At 70.5% G+C, this 19,671-nt stretch carries 20 protein-coding genes and 1 pseudogene; 13 read left to right on the top strand and 8 right to left on the bottom strand.

All coding sequences use genetic code 11. From position 1 onward, the window contains the following. Positions 1–117: 117 nt before the first annotated feature. The 4 genes and pseudogenes from FE374_RS03525 to FE374_RS03510 all read left to right on the top strand — a co-directional run bounded on the left by FE374_RS03525 (position 118) and on the right by FE374_RS03510 (position 3,993). Entirely contained in the window at positions 118–936 is an 819-nt protein-coding gene (locus FE374_RS03525) for a FadR/GntR family transcriptional regulator (protein ID WP_168205572.1), read from the top strand. Continuing rightward, positions 933–1,703, top strand: a complete 771-nt coding sequence (locus tag FE374_RS03520) for an SDR family NAD(P)-dependent oxidoreductase (protein WP_139927265.1) — start codon at positions 933–935, stop codon at positions 1,701–1,703. The genes FE374_RS03525 and FE374_RS03520 overlap by 4 nt, the downstream gene beginning before the upstream one ends. A gap of 245 nt (positions 1,704–1,948) precedes the next feature. Beyond that, a pseudogene (locus FE374_RS03515) lies at positions 1,949–3,310 on the top strand (IS256 family transposase). A gap of 200 nt (positions 3,311–3,510) precedes the next feature. Next, a complete protein-coding gene (locus FE374_RS03510; protein WP_139927264.1) occupies positions 3,511–3,993 on the top strand; it encodes a diacylglycerol/lipid kinase family protein in 483 nt (160 codons plus the stop codon). Positions 3,994–4,212: 219 nt separating this feature from the next. On the opposite strand, the gene FE374_RS03505 is transcribed toward FE374_RS03510, so the two are convergent. The 6 genes from FE374_RS03505 to FE374_RS03480 are packed head-to-tail and all read right to left on the bottom strand — an operon-like array spanning position 4,213 to position 6,855. Continuing rightward, positions 4,213–4,794, bottom strand: coding sequence for a hypothetical protein (locus tag FE374_RS03505; RefSeq protein WP_139927263.1), 582 nt, complete (start codon positions 4,792–4,794; stop codon positions 4,213–4,215). Beyond that, on the bottom strand, positions 4,791–5,468 hold the full coding sequence (locus tag FE374_RS03500) for a DUF6286 domain-containing protein (RefSeq protein ID WP_139927262.1): 678 nt from the start codon (positions 5,466–5,468) through the stop codon (positions 4,791–4,793). The genes FE374_RS03505 and FE374_RS03500 overlap by 4 nt, the downstream gene beginning before the upstream one ends. Further along, on the bottom strand, positions 5,465–5,842 hold the full coding sequence (locus tag FE374_RS03495; RefSeq protein WP_168205571.1) for an Asp23/Gls24 family envelope stress response protein: 378 nt from the start codon (positions 5,840–5,842) through the stop codon (positions 5,465–5,467). Before FE374_RS03495 ends, FE374_RS03500 begins: the two co-directional genes overlap by 4 nt. Beyond that, complete coding sequence (locus FE374_RS03490; protein ID WP_139927260.1) at positions 5,835–6,014, bottom strand: DUF2273 domain-containing protein; 180 nt, start codon at positions 6,012–6,014, stop codon at positions 5,835–5,837. Before FE374_RS03490 ends, FE374_RS03495 begins: the two co-directional genes overlap by 8 nt. Before the next feature lie 2 nt (positions 6,015–6,016). Then, positions 6,017–6,409 carry a hypothetical protein gene (locus FE374_RS03485; protein ID WP_139927259.1) on the bottom strand — a complete coding sequence of 131 codons (393 nt, stop codon included), beginning with the start codon at positions 6,407–6,409 and terminating at the stop codon, positions 6,017–6,019. Then, entirely contained in the window at positions 6,406–6,855 is a 450-nt protein-coding gene (locus FE374_RS03480) for an Asp23/Gls24 family envelope stress response protein (protein ID WP_139931299.1), read from the bottom strand. The genes FE374_RS03485 and FE374_RS03480 overlap by 4 nt, the downstream gene beginning before the upstream one ends. Before the next feature lie 254 nt (positions 6,856–7,109). On the opposite strand from FE374_RS03480, the gene FE374_RS03475 reads away from it, so the two are divergent. From FE374_RS03475 to FE374_RS03460, 3 genes are all read left to right on the top strand, one after another. Beyond that, positions 7,110–7,661, top strand: a complete 552-nt coding sequence (locus tag FE374_RS03475) for an RNA polymerase sigma factor (RefSeq protein ID WP_168205570.1) — start codon at positions 7,110–7,112, stop codon at positions 7,659–7,661. Beyond that, positions 7,652–8,104, top strand: a complete 453-nt coding sequence (locus FE374_RS03470; protein ID WP_139927257.1) for a hypothetical protein — start codon at positions 7,652–7,654, stop codon at positions 8,102–8,104. The genes FE374_RS03475 and FE374_RS03470 overlap by 10 nt, the downstream gene beginning before the upstream one ends. 688 nt (positions 8,105–8,792) lie before the next feature. Beyond that, positions 8,793–9,611, top strand: coding sequence for a CPBP family intramembrane glutamic endopeptidase (locus tag FE374_RS03460; protein ID WP_139927256.1), 819 nt, complete (start codon positions 8,793–8,795; stop codon positions 9,609–9,611). A gap of 1,110 nt (positions 9,612–10,721) precedes the next feature. Here the strand turns inward: FE374_RS03460 and FE374_RS03455 are convergent. Next, the gene (locus FE374_RS03455; RefSeq protein ID WP_168205569.1) at positions 10,722–11,330 is read right to left on the bottom strand and encodes a DUF1269 domain-containing protein; all 609 of its coding nucleotides are present in this window, start codon (positions 11,328–11,330) and stop codon (positions 10,722–10,724) included. A gap of 313 nt (positions 11,331–11,643) precedes the next feature. On the opposite strand from FE374_RS03455, the gene FE374_RS03450 reads away from it, so the two are divergent. The 4 genes from FE374_RS03450 (at position 11,644) to FE374_RS03435 (ending at position 16,468) form a co-directional block, all read left to right on the top strand. Next, positions 11,644–14,544, top strand: a complete 2,901-nt coding sequence (locus FE374_RS03450) for a BTAD domain-containing putative transcriptional regulator (protein WP_139927254.1) — start codon at positions 11,644–11,646, stop codon at positions 14,542–14,544. Positions 14,545–14,756: 212 nt separating this feature from the next. Then, positions 14,757–15,182 carry a sll1863 family stress response protein gene (locus FE374_RS03445; RefSeq protein ID WP_168205568.1) on the top strand — a complete coding sequence of 142 codons (426 nt, stop codon included), beginning with the start codon at positions 14,757–14,759 and terminating at the stop codon, positions 15,180–15,182. Positions 15,183–15,192: 10 nt separating this feature from the next. Continuing rightward, positions 15,193–15,831, top strand: a complete 639-nt coding sequence (locus FE374_RS03440) for an HdeD family acid-resistance protein (protein ID WP_168205567.1) — start codon at positions 15,193–15,195, stop codon at positions 15,829–15,831. Continuing rightward, positions 15,824–16,468, top strand: a complete 645-nt coding sequence (locus FE374_RS03435; RefSeq protein WP_139927251.1) for a hypothetical protein — start codon at positions 15,824–15,826, stop codon at positions 16,466–16,468. The genes FE374_RS03440 and FE374_RS03435 overlap by 8 nt, the downstream gene beginning before the upstream one ends. Before the next feature lie 36 nt (positions 16,469–16,504). Here FE374_RS03435 and FE374_RS03430 read toward each other — a convergent pair whose 3' ends face one another. After that, on the bottom strand, positions 16,505–17,143 hold the full coding sequence (locus FE374_RS03430; RefSeq protein ID WP_223173632.1) for a phosphatase PAP2 family protein: 639 nt from the start codon (positions 17,141–17,143) through the stop codon (positions 16,505–16,507). Between the two features lie 405 nt (positions 17,144–17,548). Between FE374_RS03430 and FE374_RS03425 the strand changes: the two genes are divergently transcribed. After that, entirely contained in the window at positions 17,549–18,517 is a 969-nt protein-coding gene (locus tag FE374_RS03425) for a magnesium and cobalt transport protein CorA (protein WP_168205566.1), read from the top strand. 83 nt (positions 18,518–18,600) lie between these two features. After that, positions 18,601–19,452, top strand: a complete 852-nt coding sequence (locus tag FE374_RS03420) for a diacylglycerol/lipid kinase family protein (protein WP_168205565.1) — start codon at positions 18,601–18,603, stop codon at positions 19,450–19,452. Positions 19,453–19,671: the final 219 nt, after the last annotated feature.

Raw genomic sequence — 19,671 nt, 5'->3', positions numbered from 1 at the left:
GATGATCATTGGCGTCACCCGCAAGTCGAGATAGCGGACGGTCTGGTGGTATGCCAAAGCCCCGAGTATGATGGCCGGTGTTTCCTCCCCCAACGAAGCAGCGAGAAAGTGACCCCTGTGACTTCGTTCGACACGATCCGGCGCCCACCGTCGCTCGCCCACACGGTCAGCGAGGAGCTGCTGGAGGCGATCTCGTCGGGCGCCCTGCGCCCGGGCACCGCCCTCCCGACAGAGCGGGCACTCAGCGAACAGTTCGGGGTCTCCAGAACGGTCATCCGTGAGGCAGTCCGGAGCCTGCAGGCCAAGGGTGTGCTCGAGGCAGCAACCGGCCGGGGCGCCGTCGTCACCGCCGTCTCGTCCTCGCGGGTCGCAGAGACGCTCAAGCTCTACGTCCGGTCCGCACAGTCCCAGCACCTCCTCACCCCGACCGACATCGCCGAGGTCCGCGCAGTCCTCGAGCTCACCATCGTCGAGCTGGCCGCCGAGCGTGCCGAGCCGCAGGATCTCGACGCGGTCGCCGTCGAGCTAGAGGCGATGCGGGCGTCCCGCACGCCTGAGGACGCCGCGACCCATGACGAGGAGTTTCACCGTCTCGTCGCGGCGGCCACACACAACGCCCTGTTCGTCACTCTCCTCGACTCGATCAATGCCACCATCCGGCAGATCAGGGTCCGCAGCCTCTCGGTCGAAGGGCGGCTCGAGGTCGCCGCGGAGGAGCACGAGGTGGTGCTTGACGGGATACGCAGCGGTGACGCCCGGGTGGCGCGTGCAGCCATGCTCGAGCACCTGGAGGATTCCCGGCACTACTACGCCGACGGTCACGGCGGAGGACCGGACCACCGGGGTAAAAGGACGAGGAGCAGGCTGGACGCCCAGGGTGCATCGACGAGCAAGGCGGATCGGACGAGACGACGGACAGCATCGGAGGCATCGTGACGGAACACCCAGGAAGAGTCCTCGAAGGCAAGGTGTGCCTCGTCACCGGAGCCGCGTCCGGGATCGGGCGTGCGGTGGCGACTCGCTTTGTTCGGAGCGGCGCAGTGGTCTTCTTTGCGGACCGCGACGGCGAAGGCGCGAGCACGGCGGCACGCGCAACACGCTCGACGGGCGCGTCGCCCGTAGTTTTGGACATCGCCGATGAGCAGTCGGTCGAGGCCGCATTCGCCGAGGTGCTGGCCGTGGCAGGGCCGCCCGACGTCGTGGTGGCGAACGCCGGTATCCAGGACTTCCGGGCCGACGGTCCGATCGGTGAGCTGACGCTCGGGTCCTGGCGGCGGACGATCGACATCAACCTCACCGGTACGTTCCTGACGCTCAAGCACGCCGTCCGCACCGTCCGCCGGCCGGGTTCCTCGGTCATCGTCACGGGCAGCCCCACCGCGATCAACGGAGAGGGCGCCGGCTTCACCGCCTACGCCACCTCGAAGGCAGGCATCCATGGCATGGTCCGCGTCGCCGCGGCGGACTACGCCGGCACGGGCATCCGGTTCAACACCGTGGTCCCAGGATTCACGATGACGCCGCTCGTGGCGGACATCGCCAACGACACCAGCAAACGAGCCGCCGCTGTCTCCCGCGTGCCGCTCGGTCGAGCCGGGAGGCCCGAGGACGTCGTAGGGATCATGGAGTACCTGGCGAGCGACGAGTCATCTTATGCGACGGGGTCGCTGTTCGTCGTCGACGGAGGGATGACCTCACTCTGACCCAGTTGAGCGAGTAGATGGTTGAACCGCCGCGGGTTTGGTGGAGGCTCGGTTAGTTGGTTGGGGGGCGAGCTACCCCGTGAAGAATGACGTCGACGCCGCGCGGGCGTGTCAGATGGTCTGTGTAAGTAGGGGTTCCTGGATGCTGACGGCCACGTCAGCGTGAGGAGACCATCATGACCACGACGCAGTGGACTGAGCTCGACGCGGTGGACGTCGCCGAGGCGGGTGCCGAGACTGAACGTATGGCCGACGGGCAGCCTGGCTCGGACGGGTCGGAGACGACCGCGAGGAAGCTGCGTAAGGAGCTGCTCGGCGATGAGCTGATCGACCGGCTCGTGGCCCGGGCCAGCACCGGCGGGGTGCCGTTGACCGGGGAGGGCGGGTTTTTGCCCGAGCTGGTCCGTTCGGTCCTGGAGCGTGGCCTGGCCGTGGAGCTGAGCGATCACCTCGGCTACGACAAGGGCGATCCGGCGGGGCGCGGGACGCCGAACTCGCGCAACGGCTCGATGCCGAAGACGGTCCAGACCGAGGTCGGGCCGGTGCCGATCGCGAGCCCGCGGGACCGGGACGGCAGCTTCGTCCCGCGCCTGGTGCCCAAGGGGCAACGGCGCCTGGGCGGGCTGGACGAGATGATCATCTCGCTGTTCGCCGGCGGGATGACGATCCGTGACATCCAGGCCCACCTGGCCCGCACCCTGGGCACCGAGCTGTCCCACGAGACGATCGCGAACATCACCGACGCCGTCCTCGAAGAGGTCGCCACCTGGCAGTCCCGGCCGCTGGACCCGGTCTACCCGGTGGTCTTCCTCGACGCGCTCGTGGTCAAGGTCCGCGACGGTGGGCACGTGGTCAACCGCGCCGCCCACCTGGTCATCGGGGTCGATACCGACGGGGTCAAGCATGTGCTGGGCATCTGGGTCCAGGCGGCCGAGGGCGCGAAGTTCTGGGCGGCCGTGTGTGCCCAGCTCGCCAACCGCGGCGTGAGGGACATCCTGATCGCGTGCTGTGACGGGCTGGAGGGCCTGCCCGAGGCGATCGAGGCCACCTTCCCGCGCACCGTGGTCCAGACCTGCGTGGGTCCACCTGATCCGGGCCGCGAACCGGTACGTCTCCTACAGCGACCGCAAGGCCTTCTCCGCCGGGCTGCGCAGGGTCTACACCGCCGCGGACGCCGATGCCGCCGAGACGGCCCTGCTCGAGCTCGCCGAGCACCCGCTGGGGAAGAAGTACCCCGCCGCGATCGCGGTGTGGCAGCGGGCCCGGGAACGTTTCACCCCGTTCCTGGCCTTCCCGCCCGCGGTCCGCAAGGTCATTTACACCACCAACACCATCGAGTCGCTGAACTACCAGGCGCGCAAGATCATCAAGAACCGCGGCCACTTCCCCAACGACGACGCGGTGGTGAAGCTGCTCTGGCTGTCCATCCGCGCCATCGAGGACAAACGCGCCCGCGAACGGGCCAAGGAGGCAGGCCTGCCGGCCTCCAAGCGCAGGGCCAAGGCCACTTCGTCGATGGCGCCACCACCGAAGGGTGGAACGCCGCCCTGAACCACCTCGCCCTGCTCTATCTCTATCCCGACCGGCTCGCCGGCCACATCAACTAAAACCGGACGGAACCCGTCTTACACAGAAAACTTGACAAGCTCGCGGCCGACGATGCGGGCGAGGTCGCCCGACCTCGCCGCACAGTTGCGCCCGACGTCCACCGCTGGGCTCCAGGCGACGGCTACCTGTACGACCTCGAGGTCCGGTCCAGCTCCGGGACGACGGCGCGACGATCGACAGCCATCACCTCAAGGTCGGCGTGGGGACGAAGGCGCGCATCGGCTCACTGGCCTACGTGCTCTCCGCCCTCAAGCACCTCCGCGACCGCCCGATGCGCGTCCAGATCCAGATCGACGACGACCCACCGCTCCGCCGGCGCGCACGCACCGTCGTCATCGGCAACGTCGGCCGCCTCCAAGGCGACGTCCAACTCCTCGCCGACGCCAAACCGGACAACGGCCAGCTCGACGTCGCCATCCTCGCCCCCCGCCACCTCGCCCACTGGGCTGCCCTCGCCTGGGGCATCCTCCGCCGACACGAGCACGTGCCCCGGATAGAGGTGCTGCGCGGCGCACGCGTCACCGTCACCAGCGACCGCAACCAACCCTGCCAGCTCGACGGCGACGTCATCGACCCACGCCGCACCCTCGCGGTCATCGTCCGACCCGCAGCACTATGGCTATGCGTCCACCAACCCGACCACAGCCCCGACCTCACGGCAGGCTCACCCAAGCAACGCTAGCGCCGCCTGTCGGAACGTCAGTCCACCGCCGCGTTGCCCTAGCCGCACCTTGTCGGGCCCAACTCGCGCAGCCCCGCTCAGCGTGAGCGCCCACAATTTCGTAGTCAAGGGCCTCCCGCGGCGAGCCGAGCCCTACGCAGACAACGCAGAAGAGAGGCTCGCCAGCGTTCATCGGATTCGTCGCTTGCGCACGTCGCCCCTTGAAAGCCTGGTCGAGCGCTACTCGGCCCGGGGTAGGCGCCGGCCGCGGCGGGCGACGGAGAGCTGCACCCGGCAGCGGGCGGCGTCGATGCCGAGGACGTGGCCCAGTTCGGCGCTGACGCGTTCTGCGCGGTCGACGACGGTGGCGAGGTCGGCGGTGGGCTCGATGGTCGCGCTGAGGGCGGCGACGAGCTCCCCGCGGTCGTCGTGCATGGTGCCGCGGACGGACCGTACGCCGGGGGTTTCCGCCAGGACCTGGGCAGCGGTGGTCGCGGCCGCGCCCGGATCGATCCGGAGGCTTCCGCGACCGGGCGTACCGGGCAGGGCGAGGGTGCCGACGTTGCGCCGGGGGACGTGGGCGATCAGCCACCGCAGTCCCAGGAGCATGGCGAGCACCCCGGCCACCCCCGCGGCCCAGGGCCACCACGGGGCACCGACCGCGGAGGACGCGTCGCCCAGGCGGAGGGTGTCTGGGACGGTGGGCCACACGCGGTCGAGCTCGCCGGCCCACCAGGCCACGGCGGCCGCGCCCACGGCCAGCAGCAGCAGACCGAGCAGGAAGGCGAGGGTGCGGTCGAGGGCGAGCACTGCGCGGCTCATGGCGTCCCCCCGTCGGTGGTACGTCCCTTGCCGCGCACGGCCACCACGATGCGTGGGGCAGGGTCGAGCATGGTGAGCCGGTCGGCCACGGCCTGGCGGACGGCGTCGGCGATGCCCGCGTCGCCGGTGGAGCGGATGGTGGTGGTGACCCTGCGGCGGGTGGCGACGGTCGAGGCGGAGATGACGCCGCCGACCTCCTCGGCGGCCGCGCTGGCCAGGCGGGCGACGTCACCGACGCCGAGGTAGATCCCGGTGCGGGAGGTGACGGTGACCCGGGAGCGGACCCGGCGGCTGACGGCGACGACGATCAGCCACACGCCCAGCAGGGCCGCGACGATGCCGCCGACGAGGAACCATGGACCGGGTGGTAGCCCGTTGAGCGTGGCGAGGCCCGTCGCGACCAGCCCTGTGCCGGCGAGTACACCGCTCGCGACCAGGGCCTCGATCACCAGCACGATGCCGGCGGCCAGGAGCAAGGTGGCCAGGACCGGACCGAGGACGCCGATCGCGCCGCTTCGCGTGGGCAGGCTGGCCGCGAGCATCGGCCGCCACGCCTCCCGGTCAGGCTCGGCCGGACTGGACCAGCTTCCCTGCTCGGGGTCGTCGACAAGACTTCCGGCGGCGGCCTTGCGGGCGCCGGGCGTTGACACGTCCTGGGGCGGGTGGGCGGTCATCGCACCCTCCTGGGCTCGTCCGCGACGTGGCGCACGACCTGTGCCACGACTACGCGCACGGAGTCGACGTGCAGACCGGCCAGGTGGTGCAACTGGGTGGTGACGGCGGCCTGGACCTTCTCCCCCACCTGCCGGGCCGAGGCCGGCCAGCGGATGGCAATCTCGACCGAGGCGCGCACGTGGTCACCGGCGATCTCACAGTCTAGCCGGGGGTAGGTGCGGCCCAGGGCGGTGCCGAGCCCGCCGGCGGTGCTGGCGGCGGGCGCGACGCCGTCGACGGCCAGGACCGCCGCGCGGGCGATCCGCTCGATCGCGCGGTCCGCGACCTCCACCGTCCCGCGTGCACGGGTGTCGCGGGTGTCGAGGCTAGCCACGGCCGCGGCCGGCGAGCAGCCCGGACAGGTCGAGCTGGCCGGAGACCACGGCGCCGACCAGCCAGCCCAGCGCACCGAGGACGAGCGCGAGCAGGAAGCCGTTGAACCCGCCCAGGATGGCGGCGAGGGCAAGCAGCAGGCCCGCGAGCAGACCGGTCTGGGAAGCGGACATCCTCACTCCAGGTGGGTGCGGATCGTTCCGGCCGGGCCGGGACGATCGGGTGAAGGGATCATGGGAGACGGCTCGGTAGCCAAGTCGTCGATGTAGACGTGCACCCTGGCCGGCACCAGCGCGGCTACCGCGCGGTGGACGTGCTCGGCCACCTCGGGAAGGGGTACCCGCCAGTCCATCACCGCCCGGTCCACCACCACGTGGACCTCGACGCCGCCGGGGCGGATGCGCACCCCGGGCACGCGGCGACCGGGCAGGTAAGTCGCCGCCTCGCCGAGCGCGCCCGAGTGCAGGCGGGCCACCCCCGGGACGGCGAGGACCGCCGCGGCCACCGCGTCCGCGAGCTCTTGCCCCGTCGATACGGCAGTCGCCGCGGGCTCGCGGTCGGTGGTCATTGGACCCGTTGCTCCTGCTCGGGAGCCACGTCGTCCTCAGGCAGGTGCACGTCGGTGACGTTGATGTTGACCTCGACCACCTCCAGGCCGGTCATCCGCTCGACGGAGGCAATCACGTTGCGGCGGATACCCTCCGCCAGGTCAGCGATCGCCACCCCGTACTGGGCGACGATGCTGAGGTCGATCGCCGCCTGGGTCTCTCCGACCTCCACCGTGACACCCCGGGACTGGTTCGTGGTGCTGCCGGGGATGCGCTCGCGCAACGAGCCCATCGCGCGGGCCGCACCCGAGCCCATCGCGTGCACGCCGTCGACCTCATTGGTGGCGATGCCGGCGATCTTGCTGACCACCACATCGTTGATCGTCGTGGTTCCCTTGCTGCTGCTCAGGGCGGAAACGACGGTGGCGGTGCCGACGTTTGTGGCGCCAGTAGGACGGCTGGTCATTGCACCACCGGACGGGACCACGGACTGCTCGCTCACGGGAGCTCCTCTCGCTTGTCGCTACGACTTGCCGCCACACAGCGTGGGTGTCAGCGTCGTGACACCTAGTGAGACGCTGCCGTCCGGCGATCCTCACGATCCCTGGCATGTGATGTGCATCACATTGGCGGGGAAGTAGTTCATCGCAGTCGTGACGACGGGGCGGCTGGTGGCCGCGAAGTGTGACCCGGCGGGGGAAGCCAGTGATCAAACCGTTCGTGCCCTCTTTGTCCGACCTGCCCGACGCCGTGCTGGCGCGCCGGGCAGCGCTGCGCGACCACGCGGCCTTCGGCGTCATCGTCGATCGGCACGGTCCGGCGCTGTACCGGTACAGCTACCGCATGCTCCAGCACCACAGCGATACCCAGGACTGCCTGCAGGACGTCATGGTGGCAGCCTGGCGCGGCCTGCCCGCCTTCCGCGGCGACGCCGCGCTGCGGACCTGGCTCTTCGCCCTGACCATCAACCAGGTGCGGACCTTCCTGCGCCGCCGTCCTCCATCTACCCTGCCCGTGGATTCGCTACAGATCGCCGCACCCGGACGCTTCGACCCGGAGCAGCAGGCCCTGGCAGCCGACCTGCTGTCCGCCCTCGACCGGGCTTTGCGAGAACTCCCACTCTCCCAGCGCTCGACCTGGCTCCTGGTCGAGATCGAAGGTTTGAGCTACGCCGACGTCGCCGACATCCGGCACACCACCATCGACGCCGTGCGCGGCCAGCTCCACCGGGCGCGCCACAGCCTGGAGACAAAGCTGGAAGGATGGCGATGAACACCACGAACCCCCTGGAAAAGGCGGCGTCGACGCTGCGCCAGCACACCGACCGGGGCTGGATGGCCATTCGGGCCGACGTCTTCTCGCACGCCCTTGCCATGTTCCGCCCCTCCGCGCCCGTGCGGGGCGTCCATGGCGCGGGTGAGTTCTTCCTCGCGGCCGACGTCCTGGTCGCCCACCTGCGGGACGCGCTCGACGCCATCCCCCGGGCCGGCGTCAGCCGCATCACCTGCACCACGGACGCCGACCACAACCTTGAGGCCGTCACTGTCGAGATCATCGCCCTCTACCGCGCCCGGCTGGTCCCGCTGGCCGAAATGATTCGGCACCGCGCCGCCGAACTGCTGGTACAGGTGCTTGGCCTTTCGCCCGAACAGCTGCGAGACGTTCCCGTGCACGTCGGCGTCACCGACGTGACGAACGACGCGGCGCTCCTCTGACCGGTGTAGCGCACGTAGGGCTGCGCGCAGGGTGTGCCTCACGCCAAGCGCCCACCATGCACCAGTTCGTCCGTCCAGGAGCGGCCGGCCCCAAGGCCGCACGCACTGGACGTCGGCAGCGGTCAGACAGAAGGGCAAGGCATCGGCAACGGCCGCGCCGTCGCCCTCACGTTCGCCCGTGCTTATGGCGTCTCCGGTTCACCGGTGAATATCACAGTCACCGGTGAATATCACAGTTGGACGCTCGGCCAGCGCGCCGAGCATCCAATGCCGGCGGGCAGGAAGCCCGGAGCCCTTCTTCGCCCGTTACCGGTTCGAGCCGATCGCGGCCATGTCCTTGAGGAAGACGAGTCGCGCGTGGTGATGTCGTCCACCATCGTGCAGCCGAAGACGTGTCCGAGCGCGTCGTCAGGGCTGACGCGGAACGTCCGCTTCCGATCACCGCCGCCAGCTCGAGCTCCCAGTCCTGCGCGTCGCTGTCGATGCTCCGTGGCGTTGGGATAGTTGCTGCTGCCGATGACCAGGGTGCCCTGAGCGGCGTTGATGACGCGCGCGGTGTCAGCGCGGTGTCGGCGCGGGTCGGCGCGAGAGCCGAGCTTCGTCACGCAACCATTAGCACCGGCCGGTCCCGCCGGCGCTTCGGTCGCCGCCCGGGGCGCTGCCGACGGTGCCTGGCATGCTGTCGCGCATGGTCACGAGCGCTGCCCCACGCGTTCACGACACGCCGCTGATCGGGCTGCTGCCGACGGCGGGGGTCTCGCTGTCCGCGTTCCTCCTGTTCGCCCTCCAGCTCGCCGGCTGGGGCCACGCGCTGCTCGTTGTCAGTCTGCTGGGAGCGTGGGCGGTCTCGCGCGAGCTAGTCAAGGACCTCGCGCTCGTCGGGATCGGCATCACGATCGTCTCGACGACCTCGGTCGAGGCGGACGTCAGCTGGGACAGGTTCTTCACGATCGGCACGGTGCTCCTGTCCGCCGTGGGGCTGCCGTACCTCGTGGACCGGTTCGTGTACCGCCGCGAGGCCATCCGGTTCCCGTGGCGCACCGGCCAGCGGTGGACCCGGCTCGAGAAGGGCTACCTCGTCGCCGTCCCGGTACTCGGGTGGCTGATCCTGCCGTACTACTTCATCACCTCAGGCGCGTACCTGAACTGGCCGAACATCACCGACCGGAGCGAGCTCGCCCGGTTCTTCGTGGGGGTCAACTTCGTGGGCACGTGGGACGAGCTGTTCTTCATCTGCACGTGCTTCGCGCTGCTGCGCCGACACTTCGGGATGTGGCAGGCGAACGTGCTTCAAGCCGTCATCTTCGTCTCTTTCCTGTGGGAACTCGGCTACCGCGAGTGGGGCCCGTTCCTCACCGCCCCGTTCGCGCTCCTGCAGGGGTGGATCTTCTCGAGGACCGGCTCCCTCACGTACGTGCTGATCGTCCACCTGCTTTTCGACGTCTTCGTCTTCCTCGCGATCGTGCACGCCCACAACCCCGGCGCGCTACCGATCTTCCTCGTCTGACTTGGCACCACAGCGGCCAGAGACGAGACGGCCTGGTAGCGGGCCGCACCGGTCGCCATTTCATGGCGACCACCAGCTCGACGGCGATCAAGGCCTCTGCCGTTCGGCCGACCGACGCCCGTAGCGAGCTATGTGGGCGTGACCCTCGGCTACCTGTCTTTCGCCGCTGCGCTGCTCCACCTCAATCTGAGATGCGCCGGCTCTGGCGCAGAGTCAGTGGCGCCACCGTTGGCCGACCCTGGCGTGTCAGTTCGGGCCCCGGCTACCGTTCGGCATGGAGGGCCTCGCGGAGCGCCGCACCCTCTTGCTCGGCGGGCCCGAGACACCTGCGGCAGGTCCGGCTGGGCACACCGGTTCTGATGACGCCCCTGGTACCGGTCCGCGCCTAGCACTGCGCCGAGCAGGGCGCCCCGGACGGCTAGGCGATCCTCCTCCTCTACGGAGGAGACTTGACCACCGTGGAGCTCGGCACATTGCGAACGAATTCGGGACAAACGAATGGCCGCTGTCTGCGTTCTCGCGGGCCAGTGGCCATGCGGTGGATCGAGAGCTGTGCTGGTTCACGACATCCCGGACACACCCCCCGTCGTGATGGTCTCCAGGACCTGCACAGCACCATCGACGACGCCACGACCGGCGAGATCCTGCGCGAGCGCACCTCGATCTCACACGCCACTACCAACCCCGCTAACCACAAAGCCCGGATCCACAAACGTGGGTCCGGGCTGTCCGGGATGTCCTGCGACATCACAATGGTGGAGCTAGGGGGATCGAACCCCGACCTTCTCACGGTCGGCGGGACCTCTCCCCTACCCGCCAAGACGGCTGATCTGACTGTCTGGCCGAGCCCGAAACCCGCGCGATTCCGCGGATCTAAAGCCTTGGCATTCAGTTTCGCAGACCGTCGCAATCGCGCGTGATTCTACTGGTTTGACCCGTGGCGGAACCGTGGCAGGGGCCGAATCCGTGGCACAACCGTGGCACGAACTCGTCCGCCGTCGGTACGCGTGATCATCGAGCACGTCGAGACCCGCCGGCCTTCGGGCCGACGGGTCCTGACCGGATGATCACTTCATCCGCAACACATCGCCGTTGCGCGGCGGATCGCCGTCAGGAGATGTGGAGTTTCTCCTTGAGCGTTCCGACGCGCGCGTCGACGCTCGCGCTCAGCTCCGTCTTCCGCTTCTCGCGCAGCTCTCGCCGCGCTTCGCGGGCAGCCGCCTCGGCGGCATCCTCCGCTGCCTCGAGCTCGTCCATGACGTCGCCGACGGAACGGCGCGTGACCTCGCCCTCCAGCTTCCGCATCTCCCCGTCGATCACCTCGACCGCCGGTTCGGCCGCGGTCGCGATCACCGCAGTGGATCCCGGCGGAATCGCCCTGCCCAGTTCGGTGAGCGCCTCGTCCGACTTCACGGCACGACCGATGTCGAAAGCTCCGCCCATCACGGCACCGGCGCCCCAGCCCACGAGGACTCCGACCGGCCCGCCCAGAACGCCGATGAGCATCCCGAGCAGCGAGCCGCTCGCAGTGCCGACGAGACCGATGTTGTCGGCGGCTTCGGGAGTGCGCAGATATCCCTCAGATGTGCGCTCCACGACCGCCGCGGATCGCAGCGCGATCCGACCCTCGGCGTCGCAGTCCTTGAGCGCGCTTAGCGCCTGGTAGGCCTTGCTCGGCTCAGTGAACCGAACGACCACCACGTTCTCAATCGCAGCCATGTGCTTCTCCTTTGGTGTGTGTACTGACTGACAGATCAACACTCTCGTCCGTCGCTGCCACACCGCTGCCACGCTCGGGGCCCGTGCTGCCACACCACTGGCACGGGGGCACCGCGCGCGTCGGTGCACGTCGCCAGGCTCGGCCCGGGCACGGACTGCCCGCGGACACGCCGCAGATCGGGCAGCGTCGGGGGCGAACGATGAATCGGCGCATCGGGGCAAAGCAGCACTAGCGTCCAGGCGCGCCTCGTACCTGGACCCGCGCGGCGTGGGCGTGGGAAACTGATGCGTGCAGGCCGACCCCCGTGCGCGCATGAACAAGCTGGTGGAAGTCCGACTGCTCGGCCCGTTCGAGGTCCTCGCCGGCGGGCAGCCGGCGAACGTAGGCGGCGGCAAGCGCCGCGGGCTTCTCGCGCTGCTCGCGCTCCGGTGCGGTCGCGTCGTCGGCGTCGACTCGCTGATCGACGCCTTGTGGGCAGACGACCTGCCTGCCGCGCCGCGCAACGCCGTCCAGCACCACGTCGCCCGTCTCCGGGCTGCGCTCGGTTCGGAGGCCATCGCCGCGACGCCGGACGGCTACGCGCTGGCCCACGCGGCGGTCGACGCTCTGCGGTTTGAGGACCTGCTGCACGAGGCGCGTGATGCGCTGCGCGCAGGGGATGCCGTCGCGGGGGCGGAGTCGGTCGCGCGCGGGCTGGAGCTCTGGCGGGGCCCGGCACTGCACGGCCTCACCGACACGGCGTGGTTCGGCGCCGAGGCGCGGCGGCTCGAGTCCCTTCGCGTCGACGCACTCGAGGAGCAGTTCGAGGCGGCGCTCGTCCTAGGAGAGCACCGCGACGTCGTGCCCGCCCTCGGAACGGCGCTCGAGGAGAACCCGTTCCGGGAGCGCCTGTGGGGCCAGCTGATGCTCGCGCTGTACCGCAGCGGCCGCCAGCCCGACGCGCTCGAGGCCTTCCGTGAGGCGCGGCGCGTGTTCTCAGAGGAGTTGGCGCTAGAGCCGGGACCCGAGCTGCGGCGCCTCCAGGACGCCATCCTTTCGCACGATCCCGCGATCGCGCCCCTTCCGGCTCCACGGAGGCGCCGAGGCACCCTCCCCGCTCCGTCGACCTCGTTCGTCGATCGCGAGGAGGCGCTCGCCCAGGTGCTCGCGCTGGTGCGCGAGCACCGCCTGGTGACGCTGACCGGACTGCCGGGTGTCGGCAAGAGCAGGCTCGCGTTGGAGGCGGCTCGCTCGGTGGAGCATGAGTTCGCCGACGGGGCATGGTTCGTCGATCTCGCCCGTGCCGGCGGGGAGGACGACGTCGTTCGCCTGGTCGCGCACGCCGTGGACGTCCGGGGCGCCGACCCGCTCGCCCGGGTCGTTGGCCGCTTGCGTGACGCCGACGCGATCCTGTGGCTCGACGGCTGTGGCCGTGTCGTCGGGGAGGCGGCGCGGGTCGCCTCAGCGGTCGTGGCCGGCTGTCCGGACGTGCGGGTGCTGACGACGAGCCGCGAGGTGCTGCATGTGCCCGGCGAGGTGCGGGTGATGGTCGAGCCGTTCAGAGTGCCCGATCCGGGCCGGAGCGACGGCGTCGACTCACCGGCGGTGCAGCTCTTCGTCGAGCGCGCACGGGCGGCTCGTCCTGGGTTCGAGCTGACGGCGGAGGCCGCGCCGCTCGTGGCGAAGATCAGCCGCCACGTTGACGGGCTACCGCTCGCAATCGAGCTTGCCGCCGCGCGCGCCCATGCACTCGGGCTGGTGGAGATCCTCTCCGTCGTCGAGCACCGCCTCGAGCTCCTCGGCGACGTGCCGGCATCGGACGCGAACCGCGCGAGCCTTCAGGCGCTCGTGGAGTGGTGCTACGACGTGCTGCACGAGGACGAAAAGTCGCTGTTACACAAGGTGGCGGTACATCGGGGCGGCGCGTCGGTGCCGTCGCTGGTCGCCGCCGCGGCGAGCGACGGACTCGATGAGCCCACCGTGACCTACCTGCTGGGCGTGCTCGTCGACAAGTCGATCCTGGCCGTGTCGTTCCCCGCCGAAGGTGCGCGCTACGACATGCTGGAGACGGTGCGGGAGTACGCGCTCGAACGTCTAGCCGAGAGCGGTCGTCTCGCCGCTGCCCGGCGGGCGCACGCCGAGTCCATCGCGGCACTCGCCGAGGCGGCGCGCGCGGAGCTGCGAGGAGCCGACTGGCGGGCCTGGGTCCGCCGGCTCGAGCTCGAGAACGACAACGTGTGGGCTGCGCTCACCTACGCGCGCGATGCCCGCGAGAGCGGCATCGCCGCGCGCTTGGCCGCGCTCGCCTGGTACTTCGTCCTTGCCGAACGCGTGGCCGAGGGCCGACGCTTCCTCGAGCGCGCGCTGGCTGCGACGTCAGGGGATCTGACGGTGGCCGAGCGGCTCGAGCTCCACGCCTTCCGCTGCTACCTCGCGACCGAGGAGCTCGACCTCGACACGGCGATCGAGATCGGCGAACGGGCCCTCGCGGGCGAAGCCACCGAGGCGGCGGTGCCGGAGCTCGGCCTGGTGGAAGCAGCGCTCGGCCTCGCCGTCGCCGAGGCAGGCGACGTCGAGCGGGGGGCCGCGCTCGCGGGGCGGGGGTATGCGAGGCTCGACGCCGGCGAGAACCACTGGGAGAGCGCAGCGGCCAGCCTCTTCTGTGCGCAGGTCGCCGCAGCCGCGGGCGACGTGGCCACGGTCGCCGCCATGGCGGCGGAGGCGCGCCGTCACGCCCAGGCCACGGGTTTCGACGCGTTCCTCGTTCCCGCGATGCTGCTCGAGGCGTGGGTCGCCGAGAGGCGGCATGACAGCAGCGCCGCGACGGTCGCGTATCGACGCACACTCGACCTCGCCGGTCGAATAGGTTTCGCCGACCACGCCGCGTTCGCGCTGTCCGGGCTCGCGTCGAGCGCCCTCGCGGGCGGCGACGTGACCCAGGCCGAGGAGCTCGAGCGACGCGCGCTGGCGACGGCCGAGGCGGCGCGTGCGTCGTGGGCCGCCGCCCATGCGCGTGTGGAGCTCGGTCGCATCCTCGCGGCGGCCGGCGACGCCAAGACGGCCGCGAAGCTGTACCGCACCGTGCTCGCCTGGTCCAAGGCCCGGCGGGCGCACGGGCCCCGCGAGAGCCTTTTCGTGGTGCTGTCCCAGGACCCGGCCGCCGCGGCCGCGGTCGGCCTGGCCGGTCTGGGCGACGGCCGCGACGAGATAACGGCCGCGACCGCGCCTGCCTGAGCCGGCGATCCTGCGGGGGCCCGCGTGGCAGCCGCGACTGCGTCTGCGGCAGCCGTCTGGCAGCGGCGAGGACCACGCTCCCTTGTGTTCGCAAACACGAGGAAGGAACCCCCATGGCCACAGCAACAGAGGAACGCTTGAGTGACGTCCGCCGCCGCATCGCCCGTCTCGAGGTGAGAGCGCAGGAAGGCACGGCGAACGCTCGGTCCAGGATGCAGCGATACGTCGACGCCCTGCACGGCGACGAGGAGGCCGCGCGGGCCTCGGGTCGCACGGAGGCGGCCGCCGTCGCCGGGAGGCTCGAGCAGCTCGACATCTCGCTCGAGATTGCCGAGCACCGGATGGCGGCAGAGCTCGCGGCGACCGAGGAGCAGTTCACAGGCGCAGTCGAGGCGGAGCTGCACCGATGGGACGCGTACCTAGACCGTATGCAGACCAAGGCGGCGACGAAGACCGGCGTTGCGCGGGATCGGGCCGAGGCGGCGATCGCCGACCTCCGGCAGCGCCGCCTGGCGATCGGCGCGCGCGTCGCCGCCGCCGGCACGGCAACGGACGACGGCTGGCGCGACGCGAAGACGCACGCCCTGGCGGAGCTCGACGAGCTCAATGCCAAGGCCGCCACGGCGTGGCGTGACTGAGGAGGAGGACATGAAGATGGAATCAACCTACGACCCTGGCCCGGCGCTCCGGGCCGGCGAGCTGATCTTCGCCCGCGTCTGGAAGCTGATCGCCCTGCGGGGCGTGGTCGCGATCGCGTTCGGGATCGTCCTGCTCGTCTGGCCCGATGTCGGCCTCACGGCCATCGTGTCGGCGGTGGGCGTGCTCGCGATCGCGAGCGGGTCCGTGTCTGCCGCGGCCGCGTTCGGGCTGCCTGGTGCGGCGAAGCGGTACCGCTTCTGGCTGGCCGTGCACGCAGTGGTCGGGCTCCTGGCCGGAGCAGCGGTGCTGCTGTGGCCCGACCTGTCGGCAACGGCGCTCCTCTACGCGATCGCCCTCTGGGCCATCGCAGTTGGCGTCATCGAGCTCGTCGGGGCGTTCGTGCTGCCGCTCAGCGGCCCGCGGACCGTGCTGGTAGCGGTGGGCGGGATCGCTTTCGCCGCGTTCGGCGTCGTGATGTTCGTCGAGCCCAGCGGCGGTGCGATGGCGCTCGTGGCGCTCGTGGCCGCGTTCGCACTGGTCCGCGGCACGTTCGACGTGGCGCTGGCGATCCTGCTTCGGCACGTGGCCGGTGAGCTGGACCAGCTTTTCCGGTCCCCGAGCGGGGCGGAGGCGGCCACCCATGGGTGAGGAGCAGGAAGCCTCGATGCAGACGCTGGACCGACCGCGGGAGCAGCGCGCTCACGGCGGTGCTCGTCGCCGCGGCGATCAGCGGGTCGGGCAGGATGCCTCTGATCGAGGCGTCCTCCCCGACGAGGGAGCGACGCACAGCGGCCGCGAGAACGTCCCGTTCGGCTCGCGTGCGAGCATGCGGTTCGGCGCCGCCGTTTACGGATCCTTCCTCGTCGCGTCCGTGGTTGGGCTCGCCTTCGAGGCCGGACGCGACGCGCGGGAGATGACGCTCTCCGCCTTCGGATCGATGCTCGTCTTCTGGCTCGCGCACTGGTGGTCGGAGGTCGTCGGTGCGCGCATTACGGCAGGTGAGACGTTCCGGCGACGCGACGCGCTCGTCATCGCGCGCCGCGAATGGCCACTGGTCGAAGCGGCGGTCGTCCCCACGCTCGCGCTCGCGCTCGCGTGGGTCGGTGTGTGGTCGCGCGAGACCGGCGCGGCGCTCGCGATGGCCGCAGCGATCGCCCAGATCGTCTGCTGGGGATTCGTCGCCGGCCGCCGCGCCGGCGCGACATGGCTGCGCGCAGGCCTGTTCGCGGCTGTCGAGGGAGCTCTCGGGGTCGTGCTGCTGCTGCTCGAGAGGCTGATCCACTGACTGCCGGGCTCGTGGTCGCCCGGACCGCCGTCGGCGCTACAACCAACTACGCGGGCGAGGGCTCGCGGCGTAGGCGACGGACTCGCCGATCGCCGTGCCGATGAAGGCCCCGACGATGACATCGCCGGGATAGTGGACGCCGGTGTGGACACGGGAGTAGCCGACGAGGTACGCCAATGCCCTCATGTAGCGGGCCACCCCGGGCATCGTCCGCGCCACCGCAGCGACGAAGGCGAACGCGGACGCCGCGTGACCGGAAGGAAACGAGGGCGACGTCGGCATCGGGACATGGCGGGTCGGCGACACGCGTGCTGCCGCACGGTCCGGCCGGGCGCGTCGGCCGAGCAGCTTCAGCGGGAGGTTGACGACGAGTGAGTTCACCCCCACCGCCGTCAGCGCCGTGACGGCCGTGCGACGACCCGAAGGCCCGCCGAACGCCGCGATGAGCGCGGCGATCCCCATCCAGAGCTTGGAGTGGCTCGCGACGATGGACAGCCGGCGGAGCGGTTCGTCGAGCGTGGGCGTCGGGGTCTCGGCGATCGCTCGGTACGCCGCCAGGTCGAGCCGTGTGAGGTCGTCGAGCACGGCCGGCGGCGTCGCGTCGCGCACCTCCAGGCGCGCGGCGAGGCGCTCCGACGGCGGCCCGGCGGGACGCGCGGCTGACGTGCGTGGCACCGATGCGTCAGCGCCGGCAGGACTCGTCATCGGACCGCGTCCAAGCCTGCGCTGCCGACGTCCACCGGCTCCCCGAAGCAGCTCGTGCTGGTCAGGGCCGTCGTGCTGGTCAGGGTCATCGTCGTCTCCTCCTGGCATGAGCGTGATCCACCATCTAGACGATCCCGCTCGGTGTGCGCACGGACAAGAGGCAGACCGGATGGTGCCTACAGCCGCACGCAGCGCGTGCTGTTGTTTGCGTCGTCGCGCGCACTACCCTGTGTTCAATTGACTCCGTCAGCAAGGCTCGGGAGCAGGCTCCTTCGGCGGCATCCTGGGAGGCGAGCAGGTGACCAAACCCGTCGAGCCCTTGCCACCGACCGGCAGCCTGAGCGCGCGAGTGCCGCCGGTCAGCCTGGACCGGCCTTGCTAGTTGACTCCGCGCGGTACCACGCCGGCGCTCGCGACGCGGAGGCGACAAGCATCGCCGACGCCGCTCGCCTGTCCCGCCAAGGGCCGGGGTTCGTGTGGGTAGCGGTGAGCCAGCCCGCCGGCGGGGAACTCGACGAGCTCAGCGGATGCTTCGACCTGCCAGCGCTCGCCGTCAAGGACGCACTCGAGGGCCACCAGCGCCCCAAGCTGGAGCAGTACGGTGACTGCGTCTTCATCGTCGTCAAGACTGTTCGCTACGAGGAGGCGACGGGACAGCTCGACATCGGCGAGCTCGACGTCTTCGTGGGAGCGCGGTACGCCATCGTGGTCAGCCGCTCGGCCGGCGACGTCTCCGGCAGCATCCGCCGGCGCATCGACGGGTATCCGGCGGTCACGGCGCTCGGCCCGATGGCCGCCGTGTGGGCCGTGCTCGACACGGTGGTCGACGATGCCGAGCGCGTGACCGACCTTCTCCTCGATCGGGCTCAGCGGATCGAGCAGGCGGTCTTCCAGGGAGATCGCGATCAGAGCGAATCCATCTACCTCCACCACCGCCGCGTCGACCAGCTCGGTCGGGCGGTGCATCCCGTGCTCGCCGTGTTCGACACCCTCCATCGCGGCGAGCCGGTGATGTCCCCAGACGGCGTGCGCGCCCTCCTGAGTGATGCCAGCGACCACGCTCGCCGACTATCCGAGGAGGTGGAGCTGCTGTCGGGCCGCCTCGACGGCCTGCTCAGTGCGAACCTGTCGCGCGTCACCGTCCGTCAGAACGAGATCATGCAAAAGGTGTCGGCATGGGCCGCGATCGCGGCCGCGCCCACGATCATCACCGGGATCTACGGCATGAACTTCCATCACATCCCCGAACTTACGTGGCCATTTGGCTACGCCTTCGCGCTGGTGGTCATGGTCGCCGCTGTCTGGGCGCTCCACTGGAACTTCCGGCGCGTCGGTTGGTTGTGAGCGACCCGATGAGCGCGCCGGAGCTGCCCCGGCCCAGCCCCCTGCGACACGGATGGACTCCGGCCGCCCCGTTGCGACGGCCCGTGCTGTTCATCAACCCGACCTCGGGCGGGGGAAAGGCGGCGCGGGCCGACCTCGCCGGGCGCGCACGAGCGCTTGGGATCGAGATCTTCACCTTCGGCCCGGAAACTAGCCTCGATGAGCTCGTCGCCGACGCGGTGCGCGCGGGCGCCGACGGCTTAGGCGTGGCCGGCGGCGACGGCTCGCTCGCCGTCGTGGCGACAGCGGCGGTCTCCCACGGGCTGGCCTTCGTGTGTATCCCGGCCGGGACCCGCAACCACTTCGCCCTCGATCTCGGTGTAGATCGGCGCGACCTCGTGGGAGCGCTGGAGGCGTTCACCGAAGGGGTCGAGCGCCGGATCGACGTGGGCCAGGTCGACGAGCGCTTGTTCCTCAACAATGTCTCGCTGGGGATCTACGGCGACGCGATACAGCGCTCCGAGTACCGCGATGCGAAGGTGCGGACCCTCGCGGAGACGGTTCGGGCGGTGCTCGGACCGAGCGGAGCGGCCCCCGCAGTACAGGTCGTCGATGACCGGGGTCGCGAGCACGCGCGTCCGGCCGTCGTGCTCGTGTCCAACAACCCCTACGCATTGAACCGCCCGCTCGTGACTGGGACCCGCCCCACGCTGGCCGGCGGGCAGCTTGGCATCGTGATCCTGGACCTGCCCGATGGGCCCCGGCATCAGGCCGGTCGGGCGTGGACTGCCAGCTCCGTGGTCATCGACGCTCCGGAGCCGGTCCACCTGGGGATCGACGGCGAGGCGGTGACGCTGCAACCGCCGCTGAAGCTCCTGATCCGTCCTGCGGTACTGCGCGTCAGGATCTCCTCGCGTCATCCGGGGGTCTCGCCGTCCGGGCTGCTGAAGCCGTGACCGCACAACGCGTCGCCAAGGTCTCCGCACCTGCACGGCCGGGAGACGTGGATGTGTGGCGGCGGCAGTTCGTACAAGCCGCGCATGTCCTGTGCCGGCACTCCAGGGTGGGCTCGCCCCCTGACGCCTGGCCGGGGCGCCACAGGAAGTTAACGAAGGCCCGCGAACGGCTCGACCCGCGCATGGGATCGGTCCGCACGCTCGTCACCACACGCAATG

Origin of the sequence: Georgenia yuyongxinii (genome assembly GCF_006352065.1) — a bacterium.
Classification (GTDB): domain Bacteria; phylum Actinomycetota; class Actinomycetes; order Actinomycetales; family Actinomycetaceae; genus Georgenia; species Georgenia yuyongxinii.
This window is presented reverse-complemented; position numbering and strand designations above follow the sequence as displayed.